Origin of the sequence: Bradyrhizobium sp. NBAIM01, assembly GCF_020194115.1 — a bacterium.
GTDB lineage: Bacteria > Pseudomonadota > Alphaproteobacteria > Rhizobiales > Xanthobacteraceae > Bradyrhizobium > Bradyrhizobium yuanmingense.
This window is the reverse complement of record NZ_JADYVU010000010.1, coordinates 91,967-117,255: the sequence shown is the minus strand read 5'-3', so window position 1 is coordinate 117,255 and position 25,289 is coordinate 91,967. Positions and strand designations below refer to the sequence as shown.

Genomic DNA, 25,289 nt, shown 5'->3' with positions numbered 1-25,289 from the left:
GCGTTGGTTCCAGCGGCCAGCCTGTCCATCGTTATCGTGATGGCAGGCGTAAGCAAGGCCGCTTTGTGCCGCGCCGGCCGGCGGCGCTGACATTTTCGCGAGCGCCGCGTGGTCAGTTCTTGAGCCGGTATCCGGTTCGGAAAATCCACCAGATCACGACCAGGCAGATCACCAGGAAGGCCAACGTCATGCCGATGCTGACGGACACGCTGACGTCGGCGATCTCGTAAAAGCTCCAGCGGAAGCCGGAGATCAGATAGACGACCGGGTTGAGCAGCGCGACCGTGCGCCATGTCGGCGGCAGCATGTCGATGGAATAGAAGCTGCCGCCGAGGAAGGTGAGCGGCGTCACCACCAGCATCGGAATCATCTGCAGCTTCTCGAATCCGTCGGCCCAGATGCCGATGATGAAGCCGAACAGGCTGAACGTCACCGCCGTCAGCACCAGGAAGGCCAGCATCCAGACCGGATGCTGGATATGCAATGGAACGAAGAGCCCGGCGGTCGCCAGGATGATTAGACCGAGGATGATCGACTTGGTGGCGGCGGCGCCGACATAGCCGAGCACGATCTCGAAATAGGAGATCGGCGCCGACAGGATCTCGTAGATCGTGCCGGTGAATTTCGGGAAGTAGATGCCGAAGGAGGCGTTGGCGATGCTCTGCGTCAGCACCGAGAGCATGATCAGGCCCGGCACGATGAAGGTGCCGTAGCTGACGCCCTCGACCTCGCTGATGCGCGAGCCGATCGCAGCGCCGAACACCACGAAATAGAGCGAGGTCGAGACCACCGGCGAGACGATGCTTTGCAGCAGTGTCCGCCAGGTGCGCGCCATTTCGAACAGGTAGATGGCGCGAATGGCGCGGTGGTTCATGACGTCCTCACGAGGTCGACGAAGATGTCCTCGAGCGACGATTGCGTCGTGTCGAGGTCGTTGAAGCGGATGCCGGCGGCGCGCAAATCGCCGAGCAGGCTGGTGATGCCGGTGCGCTCGCCCTGGGTGTCGTAATCGTAGACCAGCGTCGCGCCGCCGTCGCAGAGCTCGAGCTCGTATTGGCTGAGGCTTTCCGGCAACGCCGTCACCTTGTTCTGCAGATGCAGCGTCAGCCGCTTCTTGCCCAGCTTCTGCATCAAGGTGGTCTTGTCTTCGACCAGCACGATCTCGCCCTTGTTGATGACGCCGATGCGGTCGGCCATCTCCTCGGCTTCCTCGATGTAATGCGTGGTGAGGATGATGGTGACGCCGGATTGCTGAAGCCCGCGTACCACCTCCCACATGCCCTTGCGCAGCTCGACGTCGACGCCGGCGGTCGGCTCGTCCAGGAACAGGATCTGCGGCTCGTGCGACAATGCCTTGGCGATCATCACGCGGCGCTTCATCCCGCCGGAGAGCGTGATGATCTTGTTGTCCTTCTTGTCCCACAGCGAGAGGGCCTTCAGCACCTTCTCGATGTGATCGGGGTTCTTCGGCTTGCCGAACAGGCCGCGGGAGAAGCTCACGGTCGCCCACACGCTCTCGAAGGCGTCGGTGTGCAATTCCTGCGGCACGAGGCCGATCAGCGAGCGCGCCTTGCGGTAGGAGGTCTGGATGTCCTCGCCGCCGACCAGGACGCGGCCTTCGCTCGGATTGGCGATGCCGCAAATGATCGAGATCAGCGTGGTCTTGCCGGCGCCGTTGGGGCCGAGCAGCGCAAAAATCTCGCCGCGCTTGATGTCGAGATTGACGTTCTTGAGCGCCTTGAAGCCGGACCCATAGGTCTTCGACAGATTGGCGACGGAAATGATGGAAGACATGATGGCCGCAAGGCTGAGGAGCAAAGGCTGGGGGAGGGGCCGGACCATCCAGGAGGACAGGTCGGCGGAGCCCTGAAATAGGAACGCCATTGTCCCTCCGCAATTCCCCGGAGAAAAATGGTCTCAAAACAGGCGCTTTAGTGGCAGGTTCCGGGCAAGTGTTGCGCGATGGTCACGGCTTGCTGCTAAGATTGGCGCTCACGCGCCTCTTTGTTGCGTCTGCGAGCGCGCCGTGGCTACGATTCCGGCCAATCGCGAAGCGTATTGTCTCCAGGGAAAAGATCGATGAGACCGAACGGCCGTCACACCGCCGGCGCCAGCCAATTGTCCGCCCTCCGTGTTTGGGCGATGGGCCTGCTCCTGCTGTCAGCTGTTGCCATCAGCCCGACCACTGCCAAGGCCGCGCCGAGCCAGGCCGCGGCGGCGACCACGCATGTCTATCTGCTCCGCGGCGTGCTCAACATCTTCTCGCTCGGCCTCGACACCATCGGCGCCCGGCTCCAGGCGCAGGGCGTTCCGGTGACCGTCGCCAATTTCGTGTCCTGGTCCTCGCTCGCCGATGAAGCGGCGGCTGCCTACAAGGCCGGTCGGCTCAAGACCATCATCCTGGTCGGCCATTCCTCGGGTGCGACCGCGCTGCCCGACATGATCGCCAAGCTCAACCAGCTCGGCGTGCCCGTGAAGCTCGCGATCGGCCTCGACTCCGTGTTCAAGACCAAGCTCTCGACCGGCGCGGAACGCTACATCAACATCTATATCGGCGATGGCCCCGGCGAGCCGGTGCGGGCCGCGGCCGGGTTCCGCGGCAAGCTCGACAATGTCGACATCCGCGGCAGTGGCGTCGGCCACATCTCGATCGACAAGAACGAGGCGATCCAGCGCCGCGTCATCGCCGAGATCGACGCCGCCATCATGCGCTCGCGCGCCCCGGCTGCGCGAGTCGCCGAACCCGCTGCGCCGCGGCCCGCACGCGCGGCGGCGGCAACGGATCCGGCGAGGAATTGAGCCGTCGCGCATCCTACCGCGTGATGCCCGCCTAAGCTGGCGTTACGCGAACCGGCATGCTCTCCAGCCCGCGCAGGGAATTGTTGAGCCTGCGCTTCGGCTCCGCCGCGAGCTCGATCGTCTTCACGCGCCTTGCGAGCTCGCCGAAGATCAATTCGCCCTCCAGACGCGCGATCATCTGGCCGACGCAGGCGTGTATGCCTGCGCCGAAGCCGACATGGCCGGTCGCAACCCGCTCCACGTCGAAACGGGCCGGCTTGTCCCAGCGCGCGGGATCGCGATTGGCGGAGGCCATGAACAGCAGCACCTTGCGGTGCGCCGGGATCATGCCGCCGCCGATCTCGGCATCGCGCGAGGTGGTACGAAAAAACGTCTGCACCGGTGAATCGTAGCGCAGACCTTCCTCGAAGGCGTTGCGTGCCAGCTCTGGTTTCTCGTGCAGCTTGCGATATTCGTCCGGATGGGTGGCGAGCGCGAGCAGGGTATTGCCGATGCCATTGACGGTGGTGTCGATCCCGGCCGTGAGGAACGGCCGCACCAGATGCGTCGCCTCGTGCTCGGTGATCTCGCCCTCATCGGCCGCCTGGTAGATCATCATGCCGAGGCTGTCGGGCCGTAGCGCATCGCGCGCACAACATTCCATGATCCAGCTCTGCGCCGCGAGGCCGTCCTTCCGCGACGCCGCGAGGATCTCGTTCTCCGGGCCGAAGCTGTTGAATACGAACGTGCTCCAGGCGAGCAGCTTCTCGCGCCCATCGGGGCGGATGCCGATCGCGTCCGGAAACACCTTCATCGGGTAGGCTTCCGCAAGATCGGTCACGGCATCGAACGTGCCTTTGTCGATCAGCTCCGAGACCTTCCTCTCTGCTTCGCGCTGGAACGTCTCGCGCAGCTTCCTTGCGACGCCCGGAGACAGCGTGCGGCCGAGCACGCGGCGGCCCTTGTCGTGGTCGGGCGGATCGATCTGCAGGGTCAGCGGCTTTGGCAGCGCCGGGTTCATCCCGTTCAGCCCGACGCCCTCGCCACTGATGAACGTTTTCCAGTCCTTCAGGGCCGCTTCGACCTCGGCATTGCGCGCCATGGCCCACACGCCGTAGCGCTCCACTTCGAACACCGGCCCGATTGCGCGCAGCGCCTCATAGGCGGGATAGGGATCCGTCAGAAAGCCGGGCGCGAACGGATCGACCGGACTGGATGCAATGCCGCTCATGGTCAGCTCCGAACCGCTATTGCTTTGCGAGCGGGCACTGACCGTCACTCTCGGACCGGAACGCGTCCTCGCCCTTGATCGTGGCAACGACCTTCAGCAGATCCCAGGACGAATTCGATTCCTCGGGAGCCTTGACCTGCAACAGGTAGAGCGGATGGATCTTGCGGCCGTCCTTGCGGATGTAGCCGTTGCCGAACAACTGATCGTCGGTCGGCATCTGCTTCATCGTCGCGACCACGGCCTTGCCGTCCTTGGCGCCGCCGGCCTTGTCGACCGCCTTGAGGTAGTGGATGACCGAGGCATAGACGCCGGCCTGCATGTCGTTCGGATAGGCCTTCGAGGGAATGCGTTCGGCGAAGCGCTTCGCGAAAGCACGCGTGCCGTCGGTCAGATCCCAGTAGAACGGATTCATGATCTGCGCGCCCTGCGCAAACTTGAGCCCAAGCGCGGGAAGGCCGTTCATGCCGAGGATCAATCCGACCAGCTTGTGATCCTTCGTCAGCCCGAACTCGGCGGCCTGCTTCATCGAGGCGATGGTATCGTCCCCCGCATTGGCGAATGCGATGACGCTCGCACCCGACGCCTGGGCCTGGAGCAGGAATGAGGCGTAATCAGCCGTGCCCAACGGATGCCGCACGCTGCCGAGCACCTCACCGCCGGACGCTTTCACGGCTTCCGCGGCCTGCTTTTCCAGATCATGGCCGAACGCGTAATCCGCGGTGATGAAGAACCATTTCTTGCCGCCCTGCTGCACGATGGCCTTGCCGAGGCCGCGCCCGTAGGAATAGGTGTCGTAGGTCCAGTGCACGGTGTTTGGCGTGCACTTCTCCCCGGTCAGCAGTACCGTGCCGGCGCCCGAGCCGACGAAGACCTTGTTCTTCTCGGCGCTCATGCCGGCCACGGCGAGCGCAATCGACGAGTTCGGAATGTCGAAGATCGCATCGACGCTCTCGTTCTCGTACCAGCGCCGGGCGATACCGATGCCGATGTCCGTCTTGTTCTGATGGTCCGCCGCAACGACTTCCACCGGCTTGCCGGCGGCCTTTCCGCCATAGTCCTCGACGGCCATCTTGGCGGCGACGACCGAGCCGATGCCCTGATAGCTCGCGAACGGCCCCGATTGATCGTTCAGGATGCCGATCTTCACGACGTCCTGGGCCAAGGCCGGTGCGGCGGTCAGCACCGCGGCCACCATGCACAGTTTATGCAGGAATTTGCTGTTCATTGTGTCCCTCCCATGGGCGTCACTGGACTTGCGCGCGCTGCAGCGCACGCCCGGCTTCATGCTGCGGCTCGCGCAGCTGAAGTTCTTCGAAGGCTTCTACGAGGAGTTCGCCGCACTGGGCCTGACGCCGGCGACCTACGCGATATTCGTCGTCATTCGCGACAATCCGGGCGTTCCCCCCAGCAGCCTTGCCAGCCTGCTCCGCCTGCGCCTGCCGAACCTGATCAAGATCCTGAACGAGCTGGAATCGTCCGGCTTCATCAAGCGTAACCGCTCGAAATCCGACCGCCGCGCGGTCGAGTTGATGCTTACGCCGAAGGGCGCCAAGCTCATTCAGGACGGGGCAAGCCTGACGGGGCCGTATAATCGGAAGATGCTGGCCCCGCTCACCGAGGCGGAGCAACGCACCCTGCTCGAATTGCTCAATCGGCTGCTGCCGCTTTAGCCCGGGAGAGGCCCGCCTGAGGCCGACGGTCGCAGCCACGTCCCGCGGCGCGGCAGCCGGAGAGGGCGCCGGACGAGAGATGGTCGGTTCCGTGCCCCAAAATCCACCCAATCGGTGGTCACTAAGCCCGGCAGGGGAGGCCGCTGCCTCCCGTGGTGGGACTGCTGGACTGATGATTCATTCGAGGCGACTTCTCGCGCTGGCAGCGATCTTGCTGCTCGCCTTGAGCAGTGGCATGGCCGCTGCCTCACCGCCGAAGTCCAAGACCAACGCGACCGCCCCCGCCGCGCCTCCGCCGTTCGAGCCGTTGCCGCCGCCAAAAATCTACCTGTTCCGCGGCGCTATGGGCCCGATCTTCTCGACCGGCATGGATCGGCTCGAAGAGAAGCTAACGAAGGCCGGCTTCTCGGCCAACGTCTACGAATTCACCATCTGCCGGTGGATCGGCGATCGCGCCATCTCCAGCTATAAGGAATCGCCGGCGCCGATCGTGCTGATGGGCCATTCCATGGGCGGGCTGTGCTCGATCGTCATCTCCGAGATGGCGGCCAAGGAGAACATCCCGATCAGCCTCGTCATCGCCATCGATCCCGCGCAAGCGACCGGCGATGTCCCCCTCAACGTCGAGCGCTTCATTAACATCTTCCTGTCCGACAGCGTGCTCGGCGGCGGCGACGTCGTGGCTGTTCCCGGCTTTCGCGGCCATTACGCCAGCTATGACCTCAAGCGGAACGCTCGCGTCACCCACATCAACATCGAGAAGTCCGACGATATCCATCGTCAGATCGTCGAGATGGTGACGCAGCTGCCGCGCATTCCGCCGCAAACGCAGGCCGATGCCGTGCCGCTGCGCTATCTCGTGCCGGCGGATACGCTGGTCGAACTGTGGGACAGCGGCGTGCGGGTGCCGGTGCGCCGCGGCGACACCATGGAGAGCATCGCCGCAGCCAACCGCGTGCCGCTGTGGACGCTGGCGCAGAGCAACTCGCTGCCCGAGAACGCGCAGCTGACGCCGGGCCAGACCATCATCGTCCCCCGCCATCTGACACCGCCCGAGCCGCCCGCCGCGATGGCGGTTCCTTCGCCAGCTCCGGCGACGGCTGGACGAAAATAAGAGGCCCTCTTGTCGCCGAGGAACGCAGTGCTTGTCGAGTGAGCAGTCGTTCCGCAAACTCGTCATGCCCGGGCTAGTCCCGGGCATCCACGTTCTTGTGCGGGACGAAAGATCGTGGATGGCCGGGACTAGCCCGGCCATGACGTAGAGCCGTCATCAAACATTCGATCCGTGGATCGCATCGATCACGGCGTCCGTGACCTCCTTCGTGGTCGCCTTGCCGCCCACATCCGGCGTCAGCACGCCCGCGGCGCAGACACGCTCGACGGCGGCCATCAGCCGTAAGGCGGCATCCTTCTCGCCGAGATGCTCGAGCATCTGCGCGCCGGTCCAGAACGTCGCGACCGGGTTGGCGATGCCCTTGCCGGTGATGTCGAACGCCGAGCCGTGGATCGGCTCGAACATCGAGGGGAAGCGGCGCTGCGGATCGATGTTTCCGGTCGGGGCGACGCCGAGGCTTCCAGCCAGCGCGCCGGCGAGATCGGAGAGGATGTCGGCGTGGAGATTGGTTGCGACGATGGTGTCGAGGCTCTTCGGATGCAGCGTCATGCGCACCGTCATGGCGTCGACCAGCATCTTGTCCCAGGTCACGTCAGGGAATTCGCCGGCGACCTCGGCCGCGATCTCGTCCCACATCACCATGCCGTGGCGCTGCGCGTTCGACTTGGTCACGACGGTCAGCAGCTTGCGCGGGCGCGACCGCGCGAGCTGGAACGCATAGCGCATGATCCGCGTGACGCCGACGCGGGTGAAGACGGCGACTTCGGTGCCGACCTCTTCCGGCAGGCCCTTGTGGGCGCGGCCGCCCATGCCGGCATATTCGCCTTCCGAGTTCTCGCGCACGATCACCCAGTCGAGATCGCCGACGCCGACATTGCGCAGCGGCGAGGCGACGCCCGGCAGGATCTTGGTCGGCCGCACATTGGCGTATTGGTCAAAACCCTGGCAGATCGGCAGGCGCAGGCCCCACAGCGTGATGTGGTCGGGCACGTCGGGGGCGCCGACCGCGCCGAAATAGATCGCGTCGAACTTCTTCAGCTCGCTGAGGCCGTCCGCCGGCATCATCACGCCGTGCTTCTTGTAATAATCCGAGCCCCAGTCGAACGTCTTGACGTTGAAGGCGAGATCGCCACTGCGTTTTGCGAGAGCCTCCAGCACGCGGACGCCGGCCGAGATCACCTCGGGGCCGATGCCGTCGGCGGGGATGGCTGCGATCGAATGGGTGCGCATGGGAAGGCTCCGTTTGAGAGACCGCGCCGGCATATCCGGCCGTCGGCGTCGCTGGCGAATCTAGACGGGAGTGCCGGGCAAACTCAATCGGCGCTGGTTTATACAAAAAAATGATATAATCATCGGGAGGTCGCCACGGCGTCATGGCCGGGCTTGACCCGGCCATCCACGCCTTTCCCCGCGGCCCAAGAACGTGGATGCCCAGGACAAGCCCGGGCATGACGACCTCGCGCAAGTCTCAAGCGCGGTCGGGCGAGGCGAGAGGACGGCGAATGGAATTGCATCAGCTCCGATGCTTCGTGGCGACGGCCGAGCAGCTGCATTTCGGCCGCGCGGCGCAGCAGCTTCAGATGCTGCCCTCCGCGCTCGGCCGGCAGATCCGGCTGCTGGAGGAAGACCTGGGCACTCGGCTGTTCGCGCGGACCACGCGCGCGGTGTCGCTCACCGAGGACGGCACGACGCTGCTGCGCGATGCCCGCACGATCCTCGCCAAGGTCGAGGCGGTCGAGAGCAACCTGCGCAATCGCTCGCGCGCGGGGACCGCGCGGCGGCTGCGGGTCGGTGCTATCGACAGCGCGGCGGCCGGACTGTTGCCGCCGCTCCTGCGCGATTTCCGCGTCAGGCATCCTGACATCGCGGTGCAGCTCCTCGAAGACAAGACTGTCCGGCTGCTGCCGAAGATTTTGACCGGCGCGCTCGATCTCGCCTTCGTCCGTCCGCCTGACCGGCCGGACAAGCGGCTCGAATTCCGCGGCCTGCTCCAGGAGAGCGCGATCGTTGCGTTCCCGCGGCGGCACGCGCTGGCCGGGCGCAAAGCGATCACGCTGGCGGATATCGCCGACGAGGCGATGCTGGTGCCGGACCGGCGCTCGCGGCCGCACAGCCACGACCTCACCATAAAGCTGTTCGAACAGGCCGGCCTGACGCCGCGCATCGTTCAGGTCGCCGACGAGAAGCAGACCATCATCAACCTCGTGGCAACGAAGCTCGGGGTCGCGATCGTGCCGCGCTGGACCGCACGGATGGCGGTGACCGGTGTGCGCTTCGTGCCGCTTCGACTGAGGCAGAGCGGGCCGGTGGGCCGGTTGCCGCTTGCCGCCGCCTGGCTGCGCGGCTCGCGCGATCCGGCCCGCGATGCCATGCTGGCGGTTCTGGAAGCCCGCCTGCGCAGCTATGCGCGGGAGGCGTGAGCGGCTATGACATCGGCCAAGACAGAGGCCAGGACAGAGGGATGGTGATGACGGATCAGACGGCTTCAGGCGAATTGCGGGTGGCCATTGCCGGGCTGGGCTCGATCGGCACCAAGATCGCGACCGCGCTCGATCAGGGCATCGAGGGCCTGTCGCTCGCGGCCGTGGCCGTGCGGGATCCCGCCAAGCATCAAGCCTTCATCGACGGCTTGCGTCGCCCACCGACAATCCTGCCGCTCGACCAGCTCGGCAAGGCCGCCGACATCGTCGTCGAATGCGCGCCGAGCAGCCAGCTGCGTGCGATCGTCGAGCCTGCGGTGAAGCGCGGCAAGGCCGCGGTCGTAGTCAGCGTCGGCGGCTTGCTCGACAATTTCGATCTGGTCGATCTCGCCCGCGCCAATGGCGGCCGTATCCTGGTGCCGACCGGCGCGCTGATCGGCCTCGATGCCGTCAACGCCGCCGCAATCGGCACCATCCATTCCGTGAAGATGGTGACCCGCAAGCCGATCGACGGCTTGAAGGGCGCGCCGTTCATCGTTCAGAACAACATCGACATCGACAATCTGCGCGAACCGCTGAAGCTGTTCGAGGGCAGCGCGCGCGAAGCGGCAAAGGGCTTTCCGGCCAACGTCAATGTCGCCGTTGCGTTGTCGCTCGCGGGCATCGGGCCCGATCGCACCGAGATCCAGGTTTGGGCCGACCCGACCGTGACGCGCAACGTTCACCGCATCGAGGTCGAGGCGGACTCAGCGCGCTTCTCGATGGGCATCGAGAACATCCCGTCCGAGAATCCCAAGACCGGCCTGATCACCGCGTTGTCGGTGATCGCGCTGCTCCGCAAGCAGCGCGCCACGCTGTGCGTGGGGACGTGAGCTCCTACGCCCCCGTCACGCGCCAGATCACGTTGCCGACGTCGTCGGCCATCAGTAGCGATTTCCTGTCGGGACCGATCGCGACGCCGACCGGGCGGCCGTAGGATTCCTTCTCGTCCGGCGACAGGAAGCCCGACAGGATGTCGCGACCGGGGCCGGACGGCTTGCCGTTCGCGAACGGGATGAACACCAGCTTGTAGCCGGACAGCTTGCTGCGATTCCACGAGCCGTGCTGGCCGATCACCATGCCGTCGCCGAAGCCGGGCAGGGTGCCTGCGGGCATCCAGCACAGGCCGAGCGAAGCGGTGTGGCCACCGAGCGCATAGTCCGGTTGAATTGCCTTGGCAACCATCGCCGGATCCTGCGGCACGCGGTCGTCCACCGTCTTGCCCCAGTAGCAATAGGGCCAGCCGTAGAAGCCGCCGTCGCGCACGGAGGTGAGATAGTCGGGCGGCGTCTCGTCGCCGAGGCCGTCGCGCTCGTTGACGACGGTCCAGAGCACGCCGGTCGTCGGCTCCCAGGCAAGGCCCACGGGATTGCGCAGGCCGGCCGCAAAGATGCGATGCGTGCCGGCAACGAGATCGAGCTCGTAGACCGCGGCGCGGCCTTGCTCGACCTCCATGCCCATCTCGGCGATGTTGCTGAGCGAACCGACGCCGGCATAGAGCTTCTTGCCGTCGGGACTGGCGAGCAGGCTGCGCGTCCAGTGGCCGGCGGGCTTGAACGTCGTCAGCCGCTTGCCCGGCGCGGTGATGCGGTCGGCGTTGGAGACGTAAGGGAAGGCCATCACACCGTCGGTGTTGCCGACATAGAAAGTGTCGCCGACCAGCGCCATGCCGAACGGCTGGTTGAGATTCTCCATGAACGCGTCGCGAACTTCGGCGACGCCATCGCCATCCTTGTCGCGCAACAGCGTGATGCGGTTGGCGGAGACGCCCAGCGCGGCGGCGCGGCGCATCGTCGCCTGCATCGCATAATGGAACACGCTGCGCGGGGCGCCCGCGATCTGGGTTGCTTCCGCGATCAGCACATCGCCATTGGGCAGCACCTCGATCCAGCGCGGATGGTCGAGACCGGTCGCGAACGCATCGACCTTGAGCCCGGGTGCGGCGATCGGCTTCTCGCCGTCGCGCCAGCCGCGTGCGGTCGGCATCTTCAAGGTCGGAATCGCGCCTTGCGGCTTGGCTTCGGGAATGGCGGGCTTCTCGCCCCAGGCCGGCGCGGGCTCGGTGCCCGTCATCTTGCGCCATTGCAGCGCGATGCCGCCGATGAACGCGACGAACTGCGCGAAGATGCTGGAAAACGTCATGACAAGCCCCGGGTTGCGCGCGCATCCAACTGGCTGACGAGGCCGACGTCAACCTATGCGGAGCTCAGCACGGGCCTATTCCCGTGGAATGGCAGCCGATCGAATTTGCATGGGACAGGTCGCGGCGTCGGCCCGGAGATCAACGGCCGATCTGCCGCTCCAGCCGTCGTGCCGCGCGAAAATCATCCAAGTGACGGATGTTCGGCGCCAGCGCCGCTTCCCTGGAGAGCAGATGATAGACCCGCGCCACCGTGCGCTGCTTCTGCTTCGTACGCCCGGGGGGCAGCGCCCGCGCCTTGCGGACGGCGGCGATCGCGTGTGCGCGAAAATAATCGTAGGCGTCCGACATGGCTCGATGCTCTGCGGCCGTTGACAGATGTCGGGGCTAACGGACGAGCGGAGGGGTGGTTCCTTGGGGGGCAGATCGTGCGCTCGTGCCTCGGACGCAACGCAGCGCGCCCGGGATACGAGCGTGACGCCCTTACCGCGGCGACGTGAACGGAATGATCATCGGAACGCGGCGGCAATAGGCGCCATAGGCGTCCTCGCCGAGCTCCTTCGAGAGGAACACCTCTTCCATCCGCCCCTTCTGCCACATGCCGAGCGAGATCAGGATCGCGCCGAGGATCGTCGTCACCAAGCCGATCGCGATGCCGGTCACCAGCATGCCGAAGATCAGGCCGGTGTAGATCGGGTGACGGACGATACCGTAGGGGCCGGTGTCGATGACGCGGTGGTCTTCCTTGTGGGTGATGGTGTTGGACCAGAATTTTCCGAGATGCAGCCGGCCCCACCATGCGAAAGCGATGCCGGCGACTGAGAGGACCGCAGCGATGATGATGCCGGTGTTGCCGAGCACCCAAAGCGGCTTCCAGCCCATGGCTTCCGCAATGAACGGCGTGTACAGAATGCCGCCGACCAGGATCGGCAGGCGATAGCGCTGCGACTCCAGCGTCATCACCTGCTTCTTGGTCTGCCCCTGCCAGAACGAGGCGCCGACCCAGCTGGCCAGAAAAGCGAGCCAGATCAGGGCGAGCAGTTGTGTCGGCCAGGTCGTGGTCCAGCCACCCCAGGCGACAGAGAGAAGCTTGCTGAAATCGAAAGACATGAAGGTTCTTTGCGTTTGAAGCGGCGTCAGCTCGCGCGCGAGGACAGCGCGTGATGCTTGAGGGCGCCGGAGGGCTGCTGGCCGTTGCGGGCGAGCAGATGGGTGATGGTTTCCCGCAAGACCGGCTCGATCGGACGCGGCGAATAGCCGAGCTCGGTTCGGGCCTTGCCGATCGAAAGATCGCTCGCGGCGAGCGCGATCCGCACGCCCTCGGCGGTGCCGTTGGGCGGCCGGCGCGTGATGTGGTCGGCGATGTATTCGAGCACGATCGCGGAGAGCTCGGCGATCTTGCCAGGTACGACGACCGGAAATTGCCGGCGGCCGCTCATCGCCGACATCATGCGCAGGATGTCGCCGAGCGGGACGCAGTCGCCGCCGAGGATGTAGCGCTGTCCGAGGCGGCCGCGTTCCATGGTCAGCACGAGACCCATGGCGACGTCGCGGACGTCGACGAGGTTGACCAGGAAGTTGAGATGCGGCTGCACTTTCTTCTGCAGGAAGTACCAGAGCATCGCGGTCGGCGGTGTCAGATGTTGGTCTGCGGCGCCGATCGGCATGGTCGGCGTGCCGATCACCAGCGGGAAGCCCGCATCTGCCGCCTTGGCGGCATGATGCTCGGCAAGCGATTTCGACCGCGTGTAGGCGCCGGGCATCGCCTCGGCCGGCTGCAGCGCCTCTTCGGCGGGAACGCCCTTGAGGTCGGAATAGGGGAACAGGATCGATTCGGTCGAGCAGTGCAGGAAGCGCGAGACGCCGCGCTTCATCGCCGCCGCCAGCACGATTTCGGTGCCGCGGCAATTGACCTCGTGAAAGTCCTGCTTGTTGGCGACCCACATGCCGGGCAGGCCGGCGAGGTGATAGACCTGATCGCAACCGGCGATCGCCGCATCGACCGCGGCACAGTCCAGCACCGAGCCGTGGACGTGCTCGACATCCGCGTTCGCCGCGCTCGGCACACGGACATCGAGAACGCGGACCCGCTGCCCACGGGCGCGGAGCGCTTCTACGAGGTGATGTCCGATGAAGCCACTGCCACCGGTAACCAGGACGAGAGCCATGCAGAAGTTGCTATTTCGCTTCGAGCGTTATCGGGTTGAAAGAGAATTGGCCGGAAGAGGCGCCAGAATCGCGGCAAGGTCGCGACGGAAGCCCAATGCAATGAATAATTTTGCCATGACGAACATCGGTCCAAGCAAAAGATGCGAGGGGAACGTGAACAACGAGGCCTCGCGCCCCTCAAAAACCTTGTGGCCGATGGCCTGCGCGGCGAGGCCGAGCACCACCAGCGTCGCAAAAATCGCCCACATCGTTGCGGTGCTGACTTGCGCCGCGATGGTCGTCGCAACCGAAAATAGCACGACGGAGACGGCCAGAATGCCGAGCCCGAGCGCCGCGTCGAGCAGCAGCCAGTAAATCAAGACCGGAACAGCCAGGACCACCGCCAGGCTGACGTTGAATCCGAACAGCGGAAGCTTGACCAGCGTCAGCGGCAGCACGGCGCCGGTGAACAGCAGCAGAATGCCGACCACATGCATCGCCGTGTTGCGGGGATCGCGATGGTACTCGACATAAACGGCAAGTTGGCGCTGGAAAAAGCCACCCATTTCGGTCTCATGCAGCACGGGGTCGGGAAGGGCGAACAGAGGCTATAGCACTGGTCCGGGCGGTGCACAAACCGGCACTTTTGTCGCGTGAAACCGTGCGCACGCGCCCGGGACAGGCTGCAAAATAGTCCGCACTTCAAGGGGTTCCGTCAGCGGCGGAGTCGCCTTCGCTCAGCGCTTCTTGGCGGGCTTTTTCGCCGCAGGCGCCGGCATCGCAGCCGGACGCGGCTCCTCCGGCAGCTTGGCATAAGTCAGGATCTGCAACTGGCCGTTGACGGCGGAGGTCGGCTTGGCCCGATCGAGAAACTGCTCCTCGCCGAGGCCGATCGGATGCAGCCGCTTGGTCGAGATCTTGAAGGTGTTCACCAGGACGTCACGGATCGCATCGGCCCGGCGCTGACTCAGGATCGCATTGGCCTCGCGCGTCTTCGAATTGGATTCGACGTGGCCGACGATCAGGAAAGTGTAGGGCAGCAGCGAGGAATGAACCAGCGCGTCCGCAATGCGGCCAACGGTCTGGTAGGACGCCGGCTGGATGATCGGCGTGTCGGCGTCGAACTGGATCTGCGCATTGAAGGCGGGCAGCTTGGCGAGCTCCGGCGCGATCAGCGGCCGGTTCACCGGCCCCGGATCGTTCTTGATCCTGGTCTTGGCGCGCTCCATCACCTGCTGCTTCAGCGCGGGCAGGTCAACCTCGGCGGCCTCTTCGAAATGGTTCAGCTTCGCGACAATGTCGTCGCGGGTCGGCGCCGCCGTCTGCGCGCCGGCGGGGCCCGCGAGCAAAGCGAGCCCCAGCGCCAAGCCCAGTCCTGCGGTGGCGAGCCCGTTCGCGCGCATCAGCGATACCCCGCGTCGTCAACGGCCTTCAGGCAGTTGTTGCTGATGCCCTTGGGCGTCGAGACCAGGCACGGGATCGACTTGCTGGTCTCCTTGGTCGAGCCGCCGCAGACCTTGACGATCTCGCGCTGGCAGGCGTTCGCTACCGTCACGCGCGCGGCGACGCGCTTCTGGATGGCGTCGAACACGCCGAGATAGTCGCTCGTGCATTGCGGCGAGAGCACGTCGCGATTGCGCGACAGGCATTCCTTCAGCCGGTTCGAATCCGGGTTGACGCCGCGGCAATTGGCGACGATTTCCGCCCCGCAGCTCGCCGCCAGCTTGCCGATCGAATCGCCAAAGCTCATGGTCTCCGCCGCCGCAAGCGACGGCATCCCCAATGCAAGCACGATCAATGTGACGGAGCCCCGGACCATGGGTTGCATCTGATACGGGGAAGTCCGCGGCGGTCAAGGGGCGTTCGGGCGAGAACTGTCGAGAGTTGCGCAGTGCGGCGAACAATCCTCACTCGGCGTCGATGCGGGGCGGCCATTCGATCAGGACGGCCGTGTGGTTCCTGACATCCTCGGCAAACGCCGGATCGGCCTTGAGCTCGTCCAGCGTCCGTGGCGGGGGCAGCTGGCGACCGTCCGCGGTCAGCTCCTGCGCATAGAATGCGAGCGCCTCGGGCGCATTCTCCAGGGCTTCGTCGACGTCGTCGCCGCCAGAGATGCAACCGGGCAGGTCCGGGAACCACAAGCTCACGGTTTCGTCCGGCTCGGCGTCCTCGATGATGGCAACGTACTGAGCCATATCGGGCCTCACGCCCGCTGCACGAAACTGTCCACGACCTTCTTCTCGCCGGCCTTGTCGAAGGCGATGGTGAGCTTGTTGCCGTCGATCTTGGTGACGCGGCCATAGCCGAATTTCTGGTGGAAGACGCGGTCTTCCAGCGAGAATTCGGACGTCGTGCCGGTCGATTTGGCGACCAGCTCGCCTTCGATCGTCAGGGGCCCGCGCCGGCGCGAGGCGAAGCTGCCGAAATCGGGACCGGATGACGAGGAGGTCGAGAACGTCGCGGCCTCTTCCTCGAAGCCGCCGCTTCGGCCGCGATTCCGGTTCGCCTGCGCGCGCTGCCAGCCTGGGGTCGAATAGCTGGAGCCGAACGCCTCCATGTCGTCGAAGCGCGAGGCGCCGTAGCCGCCGCTGCCGCCCCATCCGGAGCCGCCCTTGGACTCCGTGATCTCGACATTGGCCGCCGGCAATTCGTCGAGGAAGCGCGACGGGATCGTGGTCGACCAGGTACCATGGATCCGGCGATTGGTCGCGAAATAGATCTTTGCGCGGCGGCGGGCGCGGGTCAGGCCGACATGGCCGAGCCGGCGCTCTTCTTCCAGGCCGGCGCGGCCCTGTTCGTCCAAGGTGCGCTGGCTCGGGAACAGGCCTTCCTCCCAGCCGGGCAGGAACACGTTGTCGAATTCGAGCCCCTTGGCCGAATGCAGCGTCATCAGCGACACCGCGTCGTCCTCGGCGCCACCCTCGCGGTCCATCACCAGCGAGATGTGCTCCAGGAACCCTTGCAGGTTCTCGAACTCCTCCATCGAGCGCACCAGCTCTTTCAGGTTCTCCAGCCGGCCCGCGGCATCCGCCGAGCGGTCCTTCTGCCACATCTCGGTATAGCCGCTCTCGTCGAGCACGATCTGGGCGAGATCGGTGTGCGCGGTGACCTCGCGCTGGGCACGCCAGCGGTCGAACTGCACGATGAGATCGCGAAGCGAGCCGCGCGCCTTCGGCTTCAGCTCGTCGGTCTCGACCACGGCGCGCGCCGCCTCGAACAGGGGAATGCGGCGCTTGCGGGCGTGGTCGTGCAGCATCTGCACGGTGGCGTCGCCGAGCCCGCGCTTGGGCGTATTGACGATACGCTCGAAGGCGAGATCATCGGCCGGCGAATTGATGACGCGCAAATAGGCGAGCGCGTCGCGGATTTCGGCGCGCTCGTAGAAGCGCGGGCCGCCGATGACGCGATAGGGCAGGCCCAGCGTGACGAAGCGGTCTTCGAACTCGCGCATCTGGTAGGACGCGCGCACCAGGATGGCGATCTCGTTCAGCTTCTCGCCCTGGCGCTGCAGCTGCTCGATCTCCTCGCCGATGCCGCGGGCTTCCTCTTCCGAATCCCATGAGCCCGTGACGGTGACCTTCTCGCCGTCCTGGTCCTCGGTGCGCAGCGTCTTGCCGAGCCGGCCTTCATTGTGTGCGATCAGGTGCGAGGCGGCGGCGAGGATGTGACCCGTCGAGCGATAGTTGCGCTCCAGGCGAATGACCTTGGCGCCGGGGAAATCGTGCTCGAAACGCAGGATGTTGTCGACCTCGGCGCCGCGCCAGCCATAGATCGACTGGTCGTCGTCACCGACGCAGCAGATGTTTTTGGTCTTCTCCTTCTCCCCGCTTGCGGGGAGAAGGCCGGGATGAGGGGGAGTCTCCACGAGCTCGGTGCTTGGAGAGGCCCCCTCACCCGCATCGCTTCGCGATGCCACCTCTCCCCGCAAGCGGGGAGAGGTGGAAGAAGGCGCCTGCGACAGCAGCCGCAGCCACAGATATTGTGCGACGTTCGTATCCTGGTACTCGTCGACCAGGATGAACTTGAAGCGCTGCTGGTACTGCCTGAGGATATCCGGGTGCTCGCGGAAGATGCGGATGTTCTCCAGCAGGAGATCGCCGAAGTCGGCCGCATTCAAAATCTTCAGCCGCTCCTGGTAGCTCGCATAGAGCTTGCCGCCCTTGCCGTTGGCGAACATCGCGGCCTCGCCCGACGGTACCTGTGAAGGCATCAAGCCGCGGTTCTTCCAGCCGTCGATCAGGCCGGCCAGCATCCGCGCCGGCCAGCGCTTCTCGTCAATGTTCTCGGCCTGCAGCAGCTGCTTGAGCAGCCGGACCTGGTCGTCGACGTCGAGCACGGTGAAGTTCGACTTGAGCTGCGCCAGCTCGGCATGGATGCGCAGGATACGGCCGCCGATGGAGTGGAAGGTGCCGAGCCATGGCATGCCTTCGACGGCGTGGCCGAGCATTTGGCCGAGCCGGTGCTTCATCTCGCGCGCGGCCTTGTTGGTGAAGGTCACCGACAGGATCTCGGCGGGACGGGCGCGGCCCTGGCTCAGGATGTGGGCGATGCGCGTGGTCAGCACGCGCGTCTTGCCGGTGCCGGCGCCGGCCAGCACCAGGACCGGGCCGTCCAGCGTCTCCACTGCCTCGCGCTGCTCCGGATTGAGCCCAGCGAGGTATTTCGGGCCCACCGAGGCGCGCGCACGCGCGGCGATGCCGCCGGCTGCGGGCTGGTGGTCGGGTACGGCTGTGATCTTGCTCGGCTCGGTCATGCGAATCATCGGCCCCACGATGGCACCGCGGGGTGGTGGAAGGGAGCCTTCTTAACAGGGATTGGTGCCTATATGGGGCGCCGGGCCGGGTTTTCCACGTGCGCGGCAGGCCGATTTGTTCCAGCTGAGCCAGCGAATTTCGCTCCCGCCGGGACCGGAACTATCGTTCTCGCGTCGAGATTGTCAGGACAGGTGGCGCGGCCAGCCGCGTCGATCGCAGACAACATCAAGACGAGGGTTTGACCATGCTAGGCTGGGTTGTGACGTTTCTGGTTATCGCACTGATCGCCGGCATCCTGGGCTTCGGCGGCGTCGCCGGCGCTTCGATCGAGATCGCCAAGATCATCTTCTTCATCGCAGTCGTTCTGTTCCTGGTCTCGGCCGTCGTCGGCCTCGCCCGGGGCCGCAACAGAATATAGCTGCGATGTTCACCTCTCCCCGACGGGGAGAGGTGAACACAGGCGGCAGACGGCGCCTGAGCCACTAACGCTTCGAGGGCATCGCCACGCTCCGGCCGATGCCCTCGGGTCGCGTCAAGGCGCCGTGGGACTTGGCAACTCCAGCAATGCGCTGCTGGATGTCGGTCGGAAAAGGCGCGACGCGCCGCGCATTCATGTCCATGTGCAGTGACATGTTCTCGGACGTCGCCGACAGCCAGCCCTCGGTGCCGTGCCGCATCTCCTCGAATGTGTGCAGCCGCTTGTCGTCGGCGTTCAGCAGCCACACCAGGATTTGCACGGGATCGCCGAGATGGATCTCGCGCAAATAGCGTACATGGCACTCTGCGGTGAAGGTCGAGCCGTGGCGCTCTGTCTTGTAGACCGGGCCAATTCCGAGCTCGAGCCAGAACTCGTCGATCGCCCGATCGAACATCACGTTGTAATAGGCCATGTTGAGATGGCCGTTATAGTCGATCCATTGCGGCTCGACCTGCATGATCGAGGAGCGAAACGGCTCTGCGTTCGGCGCTGTGGCGGCAGTCTCCGGCATGTGTCCTTCCCAAGCTATGCGTCCGGTCCCTTGACTTGACCGGTTATATGTCCTTTGCCACGGTCTCTTCTCGTCGGGAGGAATTCCGTGGGTACGACCATCACCAATAATCCGCCGCGGCCGGAGCCGAAAGCCCTCGCAAGCGCGCTGGAGCAGCTTGCCGCGCGCTTCGGCAACCGCCTCATCACCTCGCAGGCCGTGCGCGAGCAGCACGGCCATACCACCACCTGGATACCCAACCAGCCGCCCGACGGCGTGGTGATGGCGCAGGAGACCGCCGACATCCAGGACGTGGTGCGGATCTGCGCCAGACATCGCGTGCCCGTCATTCCCTTCGGCACCGGCACCTCGCTGGAGGGGCAGGTCAACGCGCCCGCGGGCGGCATCTCGATCGACCTGCGCGACATGAACAAGGTGCTCGCGGTGCATGCCGAAGACCTCGACTGCGTGATCCAGCCCGGCGTCACCCGCAAGGCGCTCAACGAGCATCTGCGTGACCAGGGCCTGTTCTTCCCGATCGATCCCGGCGCGGATGCCTCGCTCGGCGGCATGGCCTCGACCCGCGCCTCCGGCACCAATGCGGTGCGCTACGGCACCATGCGCGACAGCGTGCTGGCGCTGAAAGTGGTGCGCGGCGACGGCGAGATCATCACCACGGGCACGCGCGCCAAGAAATCGTCCGCCGGCTACGACCTGACGCATCTGTTCGTCGGCGCCGAAGGCACGCTCGGCATCATCTCCGAGCTGACCATTCGCCTGCGCGGCATCCCCGAGACGATCGCGGCCGGTGCGGTGTCGTTCGAGACCGTCCACGGCGCCTGCCAGGCCGTGATCCTGGCGATCCAGACCGGCATTCCCGTCGCGCGCATCGAGCTGCTCAATGCCGCGCAGGTCAAGGCCTGCAACGCCTATTCCAAGCTGACGCTGCCGGAGACGCCGCTGCTGCTGATGGAATTCCACGGCAGCGAGATCGAGGTCGCCGAGCAATCCAAGGCGTTCGGCGAGATCGCGAGGGACTGCGGCGGGGGCGATTTCTCCTGGACCACCAAGCCGGAGGACCGCACCAAGCTGTGGCAGGCGCGGCACGATGCTTATTGGTCGGTGAAGGCGCTGCGGCCCGGCGACAGCATCGGCGTGGTCGCGACCGACGTCTGCGTGCCGATCTCGCGGCTCGCCGACTGCGTCAGCGAGACCGAGGAGGATCTCAAGCGCCTCAATTTGCTGTCGCCGATCGTCGGCCATGTCGGTGACGGCAATTTCCACTGCTCGCTGGTGTGCGACACCAACGACGCCGACGAGATGGCGCGCGGCGAGGAGTTCATGCATCGTCTGGTCGAGCGTGCGCAGGCCATGGACGGCACCTGCACCGGCGAACACGGCATCGGCCAAGGCAAGCAGAAATATCTCGAGGCCGAGCTCGGCCCCGAGGCGCTCGATGCGATGCGGGCGCTGAAGCAGGCACTCGATCCGCTCAACATCTTCAATCCCGGCAAGATCGTGCCGGAGGCATAAGGCGGCGCCCTCCGGAACCGGGAACTTTCGGCAATCCTGCCGGTTCCAATTCCCGCCAATTTCCGATGCTCAATGGCAGGGCTTTGCGCGGGAGGGTGCGATGGTGCGACCGGTCATGGGAATTGCCGCGGTGGCCTTTGCCTGCATGCTTGCGGGGGCCGCGTTCGCGAAGGGCGGACACGGCGGCGGCCATGGAGGTGGGCATGGCGGCGGGCGCGGCGGCGGTCACCACGGCGGCCATGTCCGCGGCCACGGCGGCGGGCATGCGCATGGCGGGCATCATCGCGCCATCCGGTTCACAACCGGTGCCCGACGTGGCGGCCCGAGCTTCGGCCAGATCCGCAATGCCGCGATACGGCCGGCGAACTTCCGCAACGCCTGGAACGCCAGCGCCTTCCGCAATGGCCGGCTGATCAGCAATCCGGCGGCCCGCGCGCAGATTGCCGCGGCGGCGGCACTCGCCGGCTGGAGCGGTGCAAGCAGCGGATGGTGGCAACATCCCGGCGGCGGCTACGGCTGGGTCGGGCCGCTGTTCTGGCCGTTCGCCTATAACGATCTCTACGATTACACGATCTGGGGCGACGGGCTCGGCTTCTGGGGCTACGGCTATCCGGACATCTATGCCGGCATTTTCGCCCCCTATGGCTATGATCGGCTGTCGGCTTATCTGCCGCAGCAGCCGCAGGGACGGCGGCGGGCGCGCAGCGCGCCGCTCGATCAGCTTTGCGGCAGCGATCGCCGCGCCATCGTCGGCCTGCCGATCGATCAGATCGCAGCCGCCGTGCAGCCGACGGCTGCGCAAGGCGCTGCTCTCGATGCGCTCGGCAATGCTTCGATCGACGCGGCGGAGCTGATCCGCACCTCCTGTCCGACGCAGGCCGCGGCGACGGCGCCCGGCCGGCTCGCCGCCATGCAGCAGCGGGTCGAGGCGATGCAGAAGGCCGTCGATCTGGTTCAGCCTGCGCTGGACCAGTTCTATGGTTCGCTCAACGACGAGCAGAAGGCGCGCTTCAATGCGCTTGCCGACGATCAACGTCGTGCCGCGGCATCGAACAATGCGGGCGGATCGTCGGTGCAGACTTGCAGCCCGTCCGCCGCGTTCGATTGGCCCGGCGCCACGATCGAAGAACGGCTTCGTCCGAACGACACTCAGCGCGCGGCACTCCAGGTGCTCCAGGACACCAGCGCCAAAGTTAGCACATCGCTCAAGGCGTCCTGCGAGCCCAATGAGGTGATGACGCCTCCGGCCCGCATGGCCGCGATCCGCAAGCGTCTCGATGTCATGCTGGACGGGATCAAGTCGGTGCGGGCGGCGCTCGATGATTTCTACGCCACGCTCAACGACGAGCAGAAGGCGCAGTTCGAGGCGATCGGCCCGCGCCGCATGTCCTGAACGCCGCGAGCAATTGAAGACCATTGGTGGGGCAATGAAGTGGTTCGCGAGGCGAGAGCCGGCAGACGTCTGGGACGAGCCGATCGGGGGGCCGCTCGGCGACATCGAAGCAGCCGACCGGATTCGCAATATCTGCCAGGCTGCGCGGGCGATCGCCGAAGCCGCCGGTGCTTCGGCGCCGACCAGCACGCGCGAGCGCTATGAGCGCGCAGCCCGCGCTGCCATGGAGATCGCGATGAAGATCTCCGACGATCTGATGCGCGACGACGCCGTGCGCCGCATCGTGGATCTCTGCATGAAGGCTGAGGACATCAAGACGGCGCAGATCTTGTCGCGTGCGATCCAGGCAGGCTGGATTCGAGAAGCCGTGCTCCGGGACCATCCGGCCCTGTCGCAATAAGCTCGGCTCGCGCGATTGGCGCGAGCCGAATGCTGCTGGTGCCGGACCGGCTCAGTATCTGCGGTAGCCACCGCTGTTATGGTCGCCGCCGCGGCCGCCCATTCCCATGCCGAGGCCGATCCCCACACCGATGCCGATGCCCTGCATCACGGCCTCGGGCGGCGGGCCGCGATCCGGCGGCGGTGCGCGCTCGTAGACCACTTGCTCGGACGGCGGCCGTCGCTTGGGCGGCGTCTCGACCACCTTGCGCTTCGGCGGGGTTTCCTCGACGCGCTTCTTGATCACGGGCGGGACCGACGGGTTGACCGGTGTTGCCGGTGTCGCGGGCGTCGAGCACGGGCAGGTCGGCGCCATCGCGACCGCGACGGGCGTCGCCGCGGCGGCCACGGGCACGGTGTAGTTGCGGTTCTGCACGCGCAGCAGCAGCCGGCGCGCGGTTGCCGCGAGATCGCTGTTGTCCCAGTTCGCGAGGTATGCCTCGAACGAGGCGCGGGTGTTGATCGCGGTGGCACGCTCCCACGCCAGCATCTGGCGACGCCGCTCCAGCACGGTGCGCAAGCGCGGCGTGCGGGTGTCCTGGGCGTACAGCTCGATATAGGCCTGATACGCCTCCACGGTGTCCTCGGTGATCACGAGCTCATAGGCGACCATGGCCGGCTTGCCCTGCAATGTCTTGCGCCAGTCTGCGACGCTGCGCGTGCCGCCGGCGAGCGCCATGGCGGATGCGCCGGGAAGAGCGGGCGTGCTGCCGCCGCTCTCGCCGAAGAACCTGAAATCGGTGGTCAGCGAGGAGCTTTCCCAGGGGATCTGCCGGCCGTCGGTCGACTGCGCCACCGCGACACGGATGCGCTTGAACATCTCCTCGATCGGCAGGTTCGGCTGCTTGGCGACGGTCAGCACGGCCGTCGTATAGGGGCTGTCGAGGCCGTTGCCGTCCTCGGCCTCGGCGCCGGGCGAGGTCGAATAGGAGATGAACGAGCCGGGCGCGCCGGCCTTGGTATCGACGATCGCAAGGCCGTGGCCGGCGCCGCTGAGCGCGGGGAACGGGTTGTTGCGGCAGGCATCGAGCATGAAGATGCGCGCCCGCGTCGGCAGCGCGCCGAGCGTGTTGAGCATGTCGTTCAGCCGCACGCCCTGCAGCGGGATGTCGGCCTCGCGCTTGGGATCGAGATCGACAGGCACCAGATAGTTCTCGCCGTCGATCTGAAGGCCGTGGCCGGCATAGAACACCAGCGCGACGGTGTCGGGGCCGCTGGCACTGACCTTGCCGGCGAAGTCCGAGATCGCCGCGCGCATCTCGGTCTGGGCCAGATTGGCCGCCGTGGTGACGGTGAAGCCGGCACTGCCGAGCAGCTCCGTCATGCCCTTGGCGTCGTTGGCGGCGTTCGGCAGCTCCGGCACGGTGCGATAGGCCGATTGGCCGATCACCAGCGCAAGGCGCGCTTCGGCGGCCGCGTCCGTGGGCGTCACCAACTGGGTGAGTGCGAGAAGACCGGACGCAAGAACCAAATTCGAAAAGACTGGACGGCGCATGATGTCACCTCCAACGGCAATGCGCACGATGATGTCACTATTTCTAAGTCCGCGCCATGAGGGCGTCTGTGCGCTGGATCACTCAAGGGCCGCGGCAAAATGGGGCAGGGTATCTGCCGGAGCCGTCCTTGTGCTAGACCTTTCGACCGCGCTGCCGCGGGCATTCTGCCAGTGAGGGAGGCTTGTCGTGAAGGTTCTGCTCGCGCACACCCCGGAGATGCGGCGCAATTATTACGGCGATCGCAGCCTGAACGGCCTGCGGGCGGCCGCCGAGGTGATCCTGCACGAGAAGGATGAGCCGCTGGACGCCGCCGGCCTGGTGCGCGCAGCCAAAGACGCCGACATCATCGTCGCCGACCGCATGACCGAAGGGCGCGGCGAGATCTTTGCGCAATTGCCGCGTCTGCGGGCCTTCGTCCGCTGCGCCGTCGACATCCGCAATGTCGCCGTGGATGCGGCCTCGCAAGCCGGCGTGCTCGTGACCCGCGCCGGGCCCGGCTTCGTGCAGGCCGTGGCCGAGCTCGCGCTCGGCTTCATGGTCGATCTCTCCCGCGGCGTGTCGCGGACCACCGCAGATTACCAGGCAGGCCGCAAGCCGGAAGCACGGATGGGCCGCCAACTCGCCGGCAGCCGGATCGGCATCATCGGCTACGGCAGCATCGGGCGCTACCTCGCCGAGATCGCAAAAGTGCTGCGCATGGAGGTATTGGTCTCCGATCCCTTCGTAACCGTCAGCGATGCCGCGATCCGGCAGGTCGATCTCGACGAGCTCCTCGCCGCATCGGACTATGTCGTCTGCCTCGCCATCGCCAACGAGCAGACCGAAAACCTGATCGGGGAGGCGGCGCTGGCGCGCATGCAGAAGCACGCCGTCTTCATCAATCTCTCGCGCGGCAATCTGGTCGACGAGGCCGCATTGGCAGGCGCGCTGCGTGAGGGCCGCATCGCCGGCGCCGCCATGGATGTCGGCCGCGCGCCGGACCAGATGCCGACGCCCGGTCTTGCCAAGCTGCCGAATGTCATCGCGACGCCCCATGTCGGCGGGCTGACGCCGCAGGCCATCGAATACCAGTCGCTGGAGACCGTGCGACAGGTCGAGGCCATCGCGAGGGGAGAAATCCCGCAAGGCGCCGTCAACGCCGATCGCTGGACGCGGCGGCCGTGAAGG

The 25,289-nt window shown here is 65.9% G+C and carries 26 protein-coding genes; 10 read left to right on the top strand and 16 right to left on the bottom strand.

Annotation, left to right across the window (positions count from 1 at the left end):
- Window positions 1-112: 112 nt before the first annotated feature.
- The gene (locus tag I6F31_RS27485; RefSeq protein ID WP_036006407.1) at window positions 113-874 is read right to left on the bottom strand and encodes an ABC transporter permease; all 762 of its coding nucleotides are present in this window, start codon (window positions 872-874) and stop codon (window positions 113-115) included.
- Window positions 871-1,794, bottom strand: coding sequence for an ABC transporter ATP-binding protein (locus I6F31_RS27480; RefSeq protein WP_036006409.1), 924 nt, complete (start codon window positions 1,792-1,794; stop codon window positions 871-873). The genes I6F31_RS27485 and I6F31_RS27480 overlap by 4 nt, the downstream gene beginning before the upstream one ends.
- Window positions 1,795-2,079: 285 nt before the next feature.
- On the opposite strand from I6F31_RS27480, the gene I6F31_RS27475 reads away from it, so the two are divergent.
- Window positions 2,080-2,799 (top strand): hypothetical protein, encoded by a 720-nt coding sequence (locus tag I6F31_RS27475; RefSeq protein WP_036024916.1) that lies wholly within the window; start codon window positions 2,080-2,082, stop codon window positions 2,797-2,799.
- A gap of 31 nt (window positions 2,800-2,830) precedes the next feature.
- Here I6F31_RS27475 and I6F31_RS27470 read toward each other — a convergent pair whose 3' ends face one another.
- Window positions 2,831-4,009 (bottom strand): cytochrome P450, encoded by a 1,179-nt coding sequence (locus I6F31_RS27470; RefSeq protein WP_225127785.1) that lies wholly within the window; start codon window positions 4,007-4,009, stop codon window positions 2,831-2,833.
- A gap of 16 nt (window positions 4,010-4,025) precedes the next feature.
- Window positions 4,026-5,234: an ABC transporter substrate-binding protein gene (locus I6F31_RS27465; RefSeq protein ID WP_225175228.1), complete on the bottom strand. Its 1,209-nt coding sequence runs from the start codon at window positions 5,232-5,234 to the stop codon at window positions 4,026-4,028.
- Window positions 5,235-5,262: 28 nt separating this feature from the next.
- Here I6F31_RS27465 and I6F31_RS27460 point away from each other — a divergent pair, with 28 nt between their 5' ends.
- Window positions 5,263-5,679, top strand: a complete 417-nt coding sequence (locus I6F31_RS27460) for a MarR family transcriptional regulator (RefSeq protein ID WP_225186415.1) — start codon at window positions 5,263-5,265, stop codon at window positions 5,677-5,679.
- A gap of 172 nt (window positions 5,680-5,851) precedes the next feature.
- Window positions 5,852-6,793, top strand: coding sequence for a LysM peptidoglycan-binding domain-containing protein (locus tag I6F31_RS27455; protein ID WP_225186414.1), 942 nt, complete (start codon window positions 5,852-5,854; stop codon window positions 6,791-6,793).
- Between the two features lie 156 nt (window positions 6,794-6,949).
- On the opposite strand, the gene I6F31_RS27450 is transcribed toward I6F31_RS27455, so the two are convergent.
- Window positions 6,950-8,023, bottom strand: a complete 1,074-nt coding sequence (locus I6F31_RS27450; protein ID WP_036006429.1) for a tartrate dehydrogenase — start codon at window positions 8,021-8,023, stop codon at window positions 6,950-6,952.
- A 272-nt stretch (window positions 8,024-8,295) separates the two neighbouring features.
- On the opposite strand from I6F31_RS27450, the gene I6F31_RS27445 reads away from it, so the two are divergent.
- A complete protein-coding gene (locus I6F31_RS27445; RefSeq protein WP_109144957.1) occupies window positions 8,296-9,213 on the top strand; it encodes a LysR family transcriptional regulator in 918 nt (305 codons plus the stop codon).
- Between the two features lie 47 nt (window positions 9,214-9,260).
- Window positions 9,261-10,085: an aspartate dehydrogenase gene (locus I6F31_RS27440; protein WP_036006458.1), complete on the top strand. Its 825-nt coding sequence runs from the start codon at window positions 9,261-9,263 to the stop codon at window positions 10,083-10,085.
- A gap of 4 nt (window positions 10,086-10,089) precedes the next feature.
- Here I6F31_RS27440 and I6F31_RS27435 read toward each other — a convergent pair whose 3' ends face one another.
- The 9 genes from I6F31_RS27435 to I6F31_RS27395 form a co-directional block, all read right to left on the bottom strand.
- Complete coding sequence (locus I6F31_RS27435; RefSeq protein WP_225186413.1) at window positions 10,090-11,394, bottom strand: sorbosone dehydrogenase family protein; 1,305 nt, start codon at window positions 11,392-11,394, stop codon at window positions 10,090-10,092.
- 139 nt (window positions 11,395-11,533) lie between these two features.
- On the bottom strand, window positions 11,534-11,743 hold the full coding sequence (locus I6F31_RS27430) for a hypothetical protein (RefSeq protein ID WP_025038081.1): 210 nt from the start codon (window positions 11,741-11,743) through the stop codon (window positions 11,534-11,536).
- A 132-nt stretch (window positions 11,744-11,875) separates the two neighbouring features.
- A complete protein-coding gene (locus tag I6F31_RS27425) occupies window positions 11,876-12,502 on the bottom strand; it encodes an isoprenylcysteine carboxylmethyltransferase family protein (protein WP_225186412.1) in 627 nt (208 codons plus the stop codon).
- Window positions 12,503-12,528: 26 nt separating this feature from the next.
- The gene (locus I6F31_RS27420) at window positions 12,529-13,560 is read right to left on the bottom strand and encodes an NAD-dependent epimerase/dehydratase family protein (RefSeq protein WP_225186411.1); all 1,032 of its coding nucleotides are present in this window, start codon (window positions 13,558-13,560) and stop codon (window positions 12,529-12,531) included.
- A gap of 27 nt (window positions 13,561-13,587) precedes the next feature.
- Entirely contained in the window at window positions 13,588-14,106 is a 519-nt protein-coding gene (locus I6F31_RS27415; protein WP_157284818.1) for an Mpo1-like protein, read from the bottom strand.
- A 171-nt stretch (window positions 14,107-14,277) separates the two neighbouring features.
- The gene (locus I6F31_RS27410) at window positions 14,278-14,943 is read right to left on the bottom strand and encodes an OmpA family protein (protein WP_225186410.1); all 666 of its coding nucleotides are present in this window, start codon (window positions 14,941-14,943) and stop codon (window positions 14,278-14,280) included.
- Window positions 14,943-15,359, bottom strand: coding sequence for a hypothetical protein (locus I6F31_RS27405; RefSeq protein WP_036006450.1), 417 nt, complete (start codon window positions 15,357-15,359; stop codon window positions 14,943-14,945). Before I6F31_RS27405 ends, I6F31_RS27410 begins: the two co-directional genes overlap by 1 nt.
- Before the next feature lie 88 nt (window positions 15,360-15,447).
- Window positions 15,448-15,735, bottom strand: coding sequence for a type II toxin-antitoxin system HicB family antitoxin (locus I6F31_RS27400; protein WP_225186409.1), 288 nt, complete (start codon window positions 15,733-15,735; stop codon window positions 15,448-15,450).
- A gap of 8 nt (window positions 15,736-15,743) precedes the next feature.
- Window positions 15,744-18,302 (bottom strand): UvrD-helicase domain-containing protein, encoded by a 2,559-nt coding sequence (locus I6F31_RS27395; protein ID WP_225186408.1) that lies wholly within the window; start codon window positions 18,300-18,302, stop codon window positions 15,744-15,746.
- Window positions 18,303-18,538: 236 nt separating this feature from the next.
- Between I6F31_RS27395 and I6F31_RS27390 the strand changes: the two genes are divergently transcribed.
- On the top strand, window positions 18,539-18,712 hold the full coding sequence (locus I6F31_RS27390) for a DUF1328 domain-containing protein (protein WP_036006471.1): 174 nt from the start codon (window positions 18,539-18,541) through the stop codon (window positions 18,710-18,712).
- Window positions 18,713-18,776: 64 nt separating this feature from the next.
- Here I6F31_RS27390 and I6F31_RS27385 read toward each other — a convergent pair whose 3' ends face one another.
- On the bottom strand, window positions 18,777-19,283 hold the full coding sequence (locus I6F31_RS27385) for a thioesterase family protein (RefSeq protein ID WP_225186407.1): 507 nt from the start codon (window positions 19,281-19,283) through the stop codon (window positions 18,777-18,779).
- Window positions 19,284-19,370: 87 nt separating this feature from the next.
- Between I6F31_RS27385 and I6F31_RS27380 the strand changes: the two genes are divergently transcribed.
- From I6F31_RS27380 to I6F31_RS27370, 3 genes are all read left to right on the top strand, one after another.
- Entirely contained in the window at window positions 19,371-20,795 is a 1,425-nt protein-coding gene (locus I6F31_RS27380; protein ID WP_036024936.1) for an FAD-linked oxidase C-terminal domain-containing protein, read from the top strand.
- 100 nt (window positions 20,796-20,895) lie between these two features.
- The gene (locus I6F31_RS27375) at window positions 20,896-22,188 is read left to right on the top strand and encodes a Spy/CpxP family protein refolding chaperone (RefSeq protein ID WP_225186406.1); all 1,293 of its coding nucleotides are present in this window, start codon (window positions 20,896-20,898) and stop codon (window positions 22,186-22,188) included.
- A gap of 34 nt (window positions 22,189-22,222) precedes the next feature.
- Window positions 22,223-22,588 (top strand): hypothetical protein, encoded by a 366-nt coding sequence (locus I6F31_RS27370; protein WP_036037392.1) that lies wholly within the window; start codon window positions 22,223-22,225, stop codon window positions 22,586-22,588.
- A 51-nt stretch (window positions 22,589-22,639) separates the two neighbouring features.
- Here the strand turns inward: I6F31_RS27370 and I6F31_RS27365 are convergent, their stop codons facing one another.
- Window positions 22,640-24,121, bottom strand: coding sequence for a caspase family protein (locus tag I6F31_RS27365; RefSeq protein ID WP_225186405.1), 1,482 nt, complete (start codon window positions 24,119-24,121; stop codon window positions 22,640-22,642).
- A 187-nt stretch (window positions 24,122-24,308) separates the two neighbouring features.
- On the opposite strand from I6F31_RS27365, the gene I6F31_RS27360 reads away from it, so the two are divergent.
- Window positions 24,309-25,286, top strand: a complete 978-nt coding sequence (locus I6F31_RS27360; RefSeq protein WP_225186404.1) for a hydroxyacid dehydrogenase — start codon at window positions 24,309-24,311, stop codon at window positions 25,284-25,286.
- Window positions 25,287-25,289 lie beyond the last annotated feature (3 nt).